At 73.5% G+C, this 9,355-nt stretch carries 8 protein-coding genes; 5 read left to right on the top strand and 3 right to left on the bottom strand.

The window, feature by feature from the left end:
- Positions 1 to 35: 35 nt before the first annotated feature.
- Positions 36 to 1,145: an amidohydrolase family protein gene (locus AB8Z75_RS26790; RefSeq protein WP_369206331.1), complete on the top strand. Its 1,110-nt coding sequence runs from the start codon at positions 36 to 38 to the stop codon at positions 1,143 to 1,145.
- A gap of 167 nt (positions 1,146 to 1,312) precedes the next feature.
- On the opposite strand, the gene AB8Z75_RS26785 is transcribed toward AB8Z75_RS26790, so the two are convergent.
- From AB8Z75_RS26785 to AB8Z75_RS26775, 3 genes are all read right to left on the bottom strand, one after another.
- Positions 1,313 to 1,828, bottom strand: a complete 516-nt coding sequence (locus AB8Z75_RS26785) for a lytic polysaccharide monooxygenase auxiliary activity family 9 protein (protein WP_369206327.1) — start codon at positions 1,826 to 1,828, stop codon at positions 1,313 to 1,315.
- A gap of 132 nt (positions 1,829 to 1,960) precedes the next feature.
- Positions 1,961 to 3,001, bottom strand: a complete 1,041-nt coding sequence (locus AB8Z75_RS26780) for a PP2C family protein-serine/threonine phosphatase (RefSeq protein ID WP_369206325.1) — start codon at positions 2,999 to 3,001, stop codon at positions 1,961 to 1,963.
- Between the two features lie 235 nt (positions 3,002 to 3,236).
- Positions 3,237 to 4,109 (bottom strand): NAD(P)H-binding protein, encoded by an 873-nt coding sequence (locus AB8Z75_RS26775; protein ID WP_369206323.1) that lies wholly within the window; start codon positions 4,107 to 4,109, stop codon positions 3,237 to 3,239.
- Between the two features lie 255 nt (positions 4,110 to 4,364).
- Here AB8Z75_RS26775 and AB8Z75_RS26770 point away from each other — a divergent pair, with 255 nt between their 5' ends.
- The 4 genes from AB8Z75_RS26770 (at position 4,365) to AB8Z75_RS26755 (ending at position 9,247) form a co-directional block, all read left to right on the top strand.
- Positions 4,365 to 6,068 carry an AMP-binding protein gene (locus tag AB8Z75_RS26770; RefSeq protein ID WP_369206329.1) on the top strand — a complete coding sequence of 568 codons (1,704 nt, stop codon included), beginning with the start codon at positions 4,365 to 4,367 and terminating at the stop codon, positions 6,066 to 6,068.
- A 28-nt stretch (positions 6,069 to 6,096) separates the two neighbouring features.
- Complete coding sequence (locus tag AB8Z75_RS26765; protein WP_369206321.1) at positions 6,097 to 7,023, top strand: LuxR C-terminal-related transcriptional regulator; 927 nt, start codon at positions 6,097 to 6,099, stop codon at positions 7,021 to 7,023.
- 158 nt (positions 7,024 to 7,181) lie between these two features.
- Entirely contained in the window at positions 7,182 to 8,183 is a 1,002-nt protein-coding gene (locus AB8Z75_RS26760) for a LacI family DNA-binding transcriptional regulator (protein ID WP_369206319.1), read from the top strand.
- A gap of 116 nt (positions 8,184 to 8,299) precedes the next feature.
- Positions 8,300 to 9,247: a hypothetical protein gene (locus tag AB8Z75_RS26755; protein ID WP_369206317.1), complete on the top strand. Its 948-nt coding sequence runs from the start codon at positions 8,300 to 8,302 to the stop codon at positions 9,245 to 9,247.
- The last annotated feature ends 108 nt before the right edge of the window (positions 9,248 to 9,355 follow it).

The raw sequence follows: 9,355 nt of genomic DNA, 5'->3' as shown, positions 1-9,355 counted from the left end.
TCCCGCCCCTCCCGTCCTTCCCCTCCTTCCCACCGCTGCTCGACCAGCACTGCCACGGGGTACTGCGGGTGGGGCCCGGCCGTACCTCGTTCGAGGGGTATCTGACGGAGGCCCATGTGCCCAGTCGTCCCGACGGCGTCCGCGGGCCCTGTGCGCCCTTCAGCTACTTCGACACGCAGCTGGGTTTCGCCGTACGCCGGTGGTGCGCGCCCGTCCTCGGGCTGGAACCGCACTGCCGCCCCGAGGCCTACCTGGAGCGCCGCGCCGAGCTGGGGACAGCGGAGGTGACGGGGCGGCTGCTGCGGGCCAGCGGTATCGGCACGTTCCTCGTCGACACGGGGCTGCCAGGACCCCTGCTCACGCCCGGCGAGCTGGCCGAGACGTCAGGCGGGGAGGCGCACGAGATCGTCCGGCTCGAACGGCTGGCCGAACGCGCGGCGGACACCGCGCGCGACACCCGCGGTTTCCTGACCGAGGTCTCCGAAGGAATCCGTGAGGCCGCGCGGACGGCGCGCGGTTTCAAGTCGGTCGTCGCCTACCGCTGCGGCCTCGACGTGGAGCCCTCGCCCCCGGGGGCCTCCCGGATCCACGCGTCCGCCGACCGCTGGCTGACCGAACGCGCGGCGGGCGGCCGGCTGAACGATCCCGTACTGGAGCGCCACCTGCTGTGGTCGGCGGTACGCACCGGACTGCCGCTCCAGTTGCACACCGGCTTCGGCGACCCCGACCTGCGACTCGACCGCTGCGACCCGCTGCTGCTGACCGACTTCGTCCGCGCGACCGCGTCCTACGGCACCCCGCTCGTCCTGCTGCACTGCTACCCGTACCACCGCGGCGCCGGCTACCTGGCGGCCGTCTTCCCCCACGTCTACGCCGACTTCGGCCTCGCCCTCTCGCACACGGGCGCCCGCGCCCACGCCGTTCTCGCCGAGCTGCTGGAGCTGACCCCCTTCGGGAAGCTCCTCTTCTCCACCGACGCCTACGGCCTCCCCGAGCTGTACCTGGTGGGCGCCCAGCTTTTCCGCGAGGCCATGACGCGGCTGACGTCCGCGTGGGTGGAGCGCGGCGAGTGGTCACGCGGCGACGCCGAGAGGGTGACGGCGATGGTCGCGGGCGGTACCGCACGACGGCTGTACGGGCTCTGACGAGACGGCACGGGTCCGGACGGCTGTACGGGCTCTGACGAGGCGACGCGGGTCCCGACGAGGCGACGCGGCACCGCTTGCGGTGCGGCGACCCGCACGTGAAGCGCCCTCTGTCCCGCTGACGCGGCGGGACAGAGGGCGCTCTCCTGCGGGGGGCTCAGCCGGCCTCAGCCGATGTTGACGTCGACGCAGGCGTAGAACGCGTTGGCGGTGTCGGCGACGTTCCAGACGGCCAGGACGGTCTGCCGGCCGGAGAAGCTCCCGAAGTCCACGTCGTGCGAGAGCTGGGACGGCGGCTGCTCCCCGCCCTGGTCGAACTCGGCGATCTGCTGGCCGTCGATGAAGTACTGCCAGGTGGTGGTGCGGTGGGCGGCGGTCAGCTTCCAGTTGAAGGTCGCGGACTTGCCGACGTTCGCGACGTTCCAGCCCTTGTTGTCGTCCCGCAGTTCGGCGTACGACTCGTTGCCGCCCGCGCAGTCCTGGAGCCCCTTGGGGCCCTCGACGCTCTGCGGCTCGTACTTGATGGATCCGCACTCGACGACGCCTGCCGCGCACTGCGCCTGACGGCTGGCGGGGTCGCTGATGTAGCCGTGGGCGCTCGCCGGTGTAGCGGTGAGCCCGAGGGCGAACAGCGGGGAGAGTCCGGCACCGATGAACGCGGCCAGCTTCCTTTTCTTGTGCATGTCAACTCCTCCGGCGGCGAGGCCGGTACGGCACGACCGCGCCGGCCTCGGTGGGGGGCATCCGATTGGTCTAGACTTTAGTCACTGGCCATGCACCGTCAAGACGTCGCGCACATCCGGACGTCACAAGCCTCACTCGCCACGGGTGAGCACCAGCACCGCCATGTCGTCCTGGCGCTGGCCCCCGGTCCACTCGGTCACGGCCTTGACCAGCGCCTCCGCCAGTTCGTCCGCCCCCCGCGGTCCCGCGCCCCCCAGCCCTCTCGGCACGTCGAAAAAGGCACCGTCCGGATTTCTGGCCTCCGTCACGCCGTCGGTGACGAGCACGAGGGAGTCCCGCGGCGCGAGCGGAAACGTCTCCTCCACAGGCGAACCGCGGGAAGGGCCCAGACCAGTGGAAAGCGGCAACTCGGGATGCGTCGGCTCGAGACAGACGACCGTCCCGTCGTGCAGCAGGTAGGGAGGCGGGTGTCCCCTGTTGAGCACGGTGACCGTGTCCCCACTGGGCGGGATCTGGACGAGCAGCGCGGTGACGAACCCCTCGATGTCGTCCTCGGAGTTCCTGCGCCGCCCGCCCTCGCGGTCCAGGGCGCGGTCGAGCCGGTCGGCCAGGTCGTGCAGGGTCGGCGCGTGCTCGGCCGCCTCGCGGAAGGCACCGACCGCGACCGAGACGGCGGAGACGGCACGCAGCCCCTTGCCCCGCACGTCCCCGATCAGCGCCCGGATGCCGAACGGCGTCTCCTGGATCGCGTACAGGTCACCCCCGATCGCGGCCCCGGCCTGTGCCGCCACATAGCGGTCCGCCACGGTCAGCGGCCCCACGTCGGTGGGGGGAGCGGGCAGGACGGCGCGCTGGGCCGCCTCGGCGACGGTCAGTGCCACGGCGAGGTTGTGGCCCTGGCGGTCCACGAGCCATTTGATCCACAGGCCGACCAGGCTGACGACCAGCACAGCGGCCACGTCCGTGAAGAGCGCCGAGGACTGCCGGCCCGTGTAGCCGGCGGACCCGGCGGCGGCCGCACAGGCGGCGAACGCGAACAGGGCGCTGATCCGGAAGGAGTACACCATGCCCGCCACCATGGAGGTGCAGGCCAGCAGCGGCAGTCCGTAGTACGGCTGGGGCGCGAAGAGGTCCGCCGCCACGCCCCCGAGCAGAAGCAGCGGCGGTGCCACGTACGGCACTCTGACCTGTGCAACCGCGGGGCCGACCACCCAGCCCTCCTCGTCCCTGTCCGTCTGTCGCGTCGCCAGGGCAAGCGCCCCGTCATGCCGATTCTCCCATTTGCGTACATTTCTGCACGCTCATGACGGCCCGCGAGCCGCCGTCCAGGGACGTGCGCGCACCATTCAGGGACGTGCGCGCGCCGTCCGGGGACGGTGCGCGCCCGGCGGGGAGGAGCCGCCGGGGTCACAGCAGCGGACGCAACTGCTCCCAGGCCCACGACCCCAGGGTGGTCGGCGTCGTGGTCAGCGGGGTGCGCGGGTCCTCGGGCCGGAAGCCGTCGCGCATCCAGGCCGACATCCCCACGACCCCCTCCACCTGCTGGGCCCCGAGCCCCGCGGCCCGCAGCCCGGCGCGCAGCTCGTCGTCCGAGATCTGCTCGGCCCGCACGGGGCGGCCCACGGACTCGGTGAGGATCGCGGCGGCCTCGGTGTAGGTCAGGTCCGCGGGGCCGTGCACCGCCTGGGTGTGCTGCCCCGTCCAGCCGGGCGACAGCAGGCGCGCCGCCGCGACGTCCCCGATGTCGCGGGGGTCCACCCACGGCATCGGGTAGTCCAGCGGCAGCGTGGTGCGCAGCACGCCCTCGGTGCGCAGGGTCTCCACCTCGAAGAACAGGTTCGTGTAGAAGAAGCCGCACCGCAGGTGGAGCACGTGTGCGCCGGTCGCGTTCAGCATCTCCTCCGTGCGGCCGAGCCCGTCGATCTCCCCGGCCCCCGAGCGTTTCTCCGCTCCGGCGCTGCTGAGGAAGACGGTGCGGCCGATGCCGTTCTCCCGCACCGCGCGCGCCGCGTTGGCGCCCATCCGGGCGTATCCCTCGACCGGGTCCTCGTCGTCGGTGGGCGGGTCCACCCAGAACAGCGCGTCGGCACCTTCGGTCGCCCTGACCACCGCCTCGCCGTCGCCCTGGTCGCAGCGCACCACCTCGGCGCGCTCGCGCACGTTCTCGGACAGTCGGGCGGGGTCCCGCACCAGGAGCGTGGGGCGGACACCCGCCTGGAGGAGCAGGGGGACGACGCGGGAGCCGACATGTCCGGTGGGTGTGGTCACAACAATCCTCATGGACGCCAGCCAAGACCATTCCGGCGCGGAGCGCGAACAGGTATCCACGGCCCGCGGGTTGCCGGGTGCGCTACCCCCGGTGAGGGGTAGCGCGGCGGTCCCCGCTACCGGTACCTGTGACCCACGACACCCGACGGACCACCGTGGAGGCCACCCGTGCCCGCATCCGTTCCGCAGAGTGCCCCCGCAGCGCCGCGCCCGCCCCGGTCCGGCGGCCCTGCCCGCAGCTACGCCTCGGGGCCGTCGAAGAAGCCACTGCTGGGCGACACCCTCGGGGAGAACCTGGACCGGGCCGTCGCCGCGTACGGGGACCGGGAGGCGCTGGTCGACGTGGCCGGTGGCCGCCGCTGGAGCTACCGGGACTTCGCCGCCGACGTGGACGCGCTCGCGCTCGGCCTGCACGGTCTCGGCGTGCGCAAGGGAGAGCGGGTCGGCATCTGGGCGCCCAACTGCCCCGAATGGACGCTGACCCAGTACGCCACGGCGAAGCTGGGCGCGATCCTCGTCAACGTGAACCCCGCCTACCGCGTGCACGAACTGGAATACGTGCTCCAGCAGGCGGGCGTCCGCACCCTGGTCGCCGCCCGCAGCCACAAGAGCTCCGACTACGCGGCGATGATCGAACAGGTGCGCCCCGCGTGCCCCGGGCTGACCGACGTCGTGCTGATCGGCGGCACGGACTCCTCCGGGACGCAGCCGGCAGGCGGCTGGGAGGCGCTGGTCGCCCAGGGCCGGGCGCAGGGGTCCGAGCACGCCCGCCGGACCCTCGACGGCATCGCCGCCACCCTCTCCGCCGACGATCCCATCAACATCCAGTACACCTCGGGCACCACCGGCTTCCCCAAGGGCGCCACCCTCTCCCACCACAACATCCTCAACAACGGCTACTTCGTCGGCGAACTGTGCGGCTACACCGAGGCCGACCGCATCTGCCTGCCGGTGCCCTTCTACCACTGCTTCGGCATGGTGATGGGCAATCTGGCCGCCACCAGCCACGGCGCCTGCATGGTGATCCCGTCCCCCGCGTTCGAGGCGAAGACGACTCTGCGCACCGTGCAGGAGGAGCGGTGCACCTCCCTGTACGGGGTACCGACGATGTTCATCGCGCAGTTGGCCGAACCCGACTTCGCCTCCTACGACCTCGGCAGCCTGCGCACCGGCATCATGGCCGGATCGCCCTGCCCGGTCGAGGTGATGAAGCAGGTCATCGACCGGATGGGGATGTCCGAGGTGTCCATCTGCTACGGCATGACGGAGACCTCACCCGTCTCCGCCCAGACCCGTGCGGACGACTCGCTCCAGCGGCGGGTCTCCACGGTCGGGCGGGTCGGCCCGCACCTGGAGGTGAAGGTCGTCGACCCGGCGACGGGCCGGTGCCTGCCCCGCGGGGAGACCGGCGAACTGTGCACCCGCGGCTACTCGGTGATGCTCGGGTACTGGGAGCAGCCCGAGGCGAGCGCCGAGGTCATCGACGCGGCCCGCTGGATGCACACAGGCGACCTCGCGGTGATGGACGCGGACGGATACGTCAGCGTGACGGGCCGCATCAAGGACATGGTCATCCGCGGCGGGGAGAACATCTACCCGCGCGAGATAGAGGAGTTCCTCCACACCCACCCGGACGTTCTCGACGCACAGGTCGTCGGCGTGCCGGACGAGCGCTACGGTGAGGAGCTGATGGCGTGGATACGGATGCGGGAGGGCGCGGCGGCCCTGACGGCCGACGGCGTACGGGAGTTCTGCTCGGGGAAGCTGGCCCACTACAAGATCCCGCGCCACGTGCACGTCGTCGACGCGTTCCCGATGACCGTCACCGGCAAGATACGCAAGGTGGAGATGCGCGAGAAGTCGATCGAGCTGCTGACACCGGGCCCCGGCACGACAGCGCCCGGCACGGGCATCTCCCGTGCCGCCGTGCCGCGCGCGGCGCGCGAGAACGACCAGCGGAAACCACAGTGATCACCGTTCCGTAGCCCAGGAGCCGAGGTTGCCTTCCCCCGACCGTTCCCCCTCCCGCTCCCGCACGTCCGGCGGAACGCCGGGCGTGCGGGAGCTGCTGCGCCCCCACGACGCGGACGCCTTCCGGCACGCCCTGCGTCTGGCCAGACAACGCACCGGCGTGCGCTGCGTCTTCGGCGGCGAAGTGGGAGACGGCACGCTGCGGCTGACGGAGTTCACCGGCACACTGACCGACTCCATGAGCGGACTGCGCGTCGGACCCGGCAGAGGGCTGGGCGGCTACGTGCTGGCCCACCAGCGCCCCCTCGCGGTCAACGACTACGTCCCGGCCACCAGCATCACCCACGACTACGACAGTCCGGTGCGCCAGGAGGGCATCCGCGCCATCGTCGCCGCCCCCGTCGCGGTGCGCAGCGGAGTACGCGGAGTGCTCTACGCAGCCGTCCGCGACGCGGCGCCGCTGGGCGAACGCGCCACCGCCGCGCTGATGGACGCCGCACGGCGGCTGGCGGGCGAGCTCGCCGTGCGGGACGAGGTGGACCGGCGCGTCCGCCTCCTGGAGACCGCCGCCGAGGCCCCGCCCCCGGCCCCGCCCTCGCCCGGTCTGGACGCACTGCGCGACCTGCACGCCGAACTGCGCGGTATCGCCCACGAGATCGAGGACACCGCGCTGCGCGACCGGCTCCGCCACGCCTGCGACCGCTTCCTGCGCGCCGCTCCGGCCCCGGACGGCGGGCAGACCGACGCGTCCGCGAGCCGTCCGCACCTGTCCGCGCGCGAACTGGACGTCCTCTCCTACGTCGCCCTCGGCTGCACCAACGCCGAGGCGGCCCAGTACCTCTGCCTGGAGCCGGAGACCGTCAAGGCCTACCTGCGCAGCGCCACCCGCAAGCTGGGCGTCCACAGCCGCCACCACGCCGTGGCGGCGGCGCGCCGCCACGGCCTGCTCCCCTGAGCCGGACCGGACCGGCCAGGGGAGCAGGCCCCGGGGCGGCCACCGGTACCGGCGCCCTGCGGGCGCCGACGCGTCGGGCCGGATGAGAAATCGATTTCAGGACGAGTAGGGTTCACCCATAGGGTGGCGCGGGCCGACGCCGGAAGCGAGGGGGACGGGTGGCAACCATCAGTGATGTGGCGCGCGTCGCCGGGGTGTCGCCCGCCACCGTCTCGCGCGTCTTCAACGGAGGCCGGGTCACGGCCGAACGCGCCCGACGGGTACGCGAGGCGGCCGACACGCTCGGTTTCTCCCCCAACCGGGTCGCCCGCTCGCTGCGCACCCAGCGCGCCAGCGTCATCGGGCTGCTCATCCCCGACATCGGCAACCCCTTCTTCACCGCACTGGCCCGGGGGGTGGAGGACGCCGCTCAGCGCACCAACCTCTCGGTCGTCCTGTGCAACACCGACGAGGACGTGGACAAGGAGCGCCGCTACCTGGATGTGGCACTCGCCGAGCACATGGCGGGACTCGTGGTGGCAGCCGCCTCCCGCAGGCGCACCGACCTGTCCGCGGCGGCCGAGCGGGGCATGCCCGTCGTCGCGGTGGACCGCCGCCCCCGCGCAGCCCAGGTGGACGCGGTCATGGTCGACAACCAGCACGGCGCCGAGGACGCGACCGCACACCTGCTCGAACGCGGCTACCGGCGCATCGCCTGCGTGACAGGACCGGCCGGCGCCTCCACCTCCGAGGACCGCCTCGCCGGCTACCGCGCCGCACTGCGCGACGCGGACGTACCCGACGACTGGATCCGCGCCCACACCCGGCACGCCGACTTCCGCGTGGAGGGCGGCTACTCGGCGATGAAGGAGCTGCTGGCTTACGACGTCCCGCCGGACGCCGTGTTCGTCGCCAACAATCTGATGACGGTCGGTGCGCTGCGGGCGCTGCGCGAAGCCGGTGTCGCACCGCCCGGCTTCGGCCTCCTCTCCTTCGGCGACGTGCCGTGGGCCTCGCTGATCCACCCGTCGCTGAGCACCGTCCACCTGCCCGCCTACGACCTCGGCGAGGCCGCCGCGACCCTGCTGCAGGAGCGCATCGCGGGGTCGGCCAAACCGCTGCAGACCGTCGTGCTGCGCACCTCGCTGGAGCCGAGAAACAGCACGGCGGGCCCCGGCTGACCCCGATCGGCGGATCGACCTGCGGCCGGTTCTTTCGTTAAGCCCCACATGATCACTGCACGACGACACCCTGATCGGCTTATCTCGCGGCGGCCCCTCGGGCAGGTGAGCGCGCGATGAGCAAGCGCCAGAGGGGACGCAAGCACCGCCAGGTCAACCGCACGCCCCGCCCGGTCGGCCCCGCCGCCCGGGTGACGGCCACCCGGGCGGCCACCATCCCGACGGCTCGCCCCCCGAAGCCGGCCGAGGCCACCGCGACCGGGCTGCTCCCGGCCGCGGCGCCGAGTCCCGCACCCGCGCCCGACGCCGCGACGCTGTCCGCCGCGCCGGCAGGGGAGGACGCGCCGGACCCCGCGCCCACACGCGCCACCGCGCCCGACCCCGCGCCCGCGCCCGCACGCGCCACCGCGTCCGAGTCCGCGCCCGTTCCAGCACACGCCACCGCGTCCGAGTCCGCGCCCGTTCCCGCACGCGCCACCGCGCCCGACCCCGCGCCCGACCCCGACCCCGCGCCCGCGCCCGCGCGCGACGCCGTGCCCGAGCCCGCGCCCACGTGTGGCGACGCGCCGGAACCCGTATCCGCGGACGAACGCGTGCCCGCCCCGGAGGCCGTCTCCGCCCGTGCCGCCGGGACCGGACCCGCGGCCTCGCCCGAACCGGCGGCAGGGCCTGCCCCCGCGGCAGGAACCGCCCTCGCGGAACACCCCGCGGGCGCCGCCCCGTCGGCGCCCGCGTCCGTGCCGGCGCCCGCACACGCGCCCGAGTCGCTCGGTGTGCTCTTCCGTACGCCCGCGCGCGACGGCGGGCTGGGGCAGAGCGCGGCCCGGACATGGCAGGAGGTGCGGGAGGCGGGCGTCGACGGGCTGACGGTCGAGGAGCTGTCGGCCCGGGTCGGCTACCAGACCCGCACCATCGCCAAGCACCTGCTGGGTCTGGCCGAGCACGGTGTGGTCGAACAGCACGCCCCCGACCGCTGGCGTCCCGTCTCCCAGGACACGGACCCGGGGGACGGCGCGGCGGCAGCGGAAGCGGACGCCGTGGACCGCGTACCGCAGCACGCCTGAGGGCGCGGCGCCGACGACCGCGTCGGCGCCGGCCTGACCGCCCGGCGGGACCGCGCACGGCCATCCGGTCGTGCCCGGCCCCGCCAGGCCCGCGCGCCCCACCGGGCC

The sequence above is a fragment of the Streptomyces sp. PU-14G genome (assembly GCF_041028275.1).
GTDB lineage: Bacteria > Actinomycetota > Actinomycetes > Streptomycetales > Streptomycetaceae > Streptomyces.
The sequence above is the reverse complement of the archived record's forward strand: the minus strand, read 5'-3'. Positions and strand labels throughout refer to the sequence as shown.

Bases quoted from the DNA above. Each gene is read 5' to 3' on its own strand.
- AB8Z75_RS26785 (WP_369206327.1), bottom strand. From the start codon at position 1,828: ATGCACAAGAAAAGGAAGCTGGCCGCGTTCATCGGTGCCGGACTCTCC.
- AB8Z75_RS26775 (WP_369206323.1), bottom strand. From the start codon at position 4,109: ATGAGGATTGTTGTGACCACACCCACCGGACATGTCGGCTCCCGCGTC.
- AB8Z75_RS26755 (WP_369206317.1), top strand. From the start codon at position 8,300: ATGAGCAAGCGCCAGAGGGGACGCAAGCACCGCCAGGTCAACCGCACG.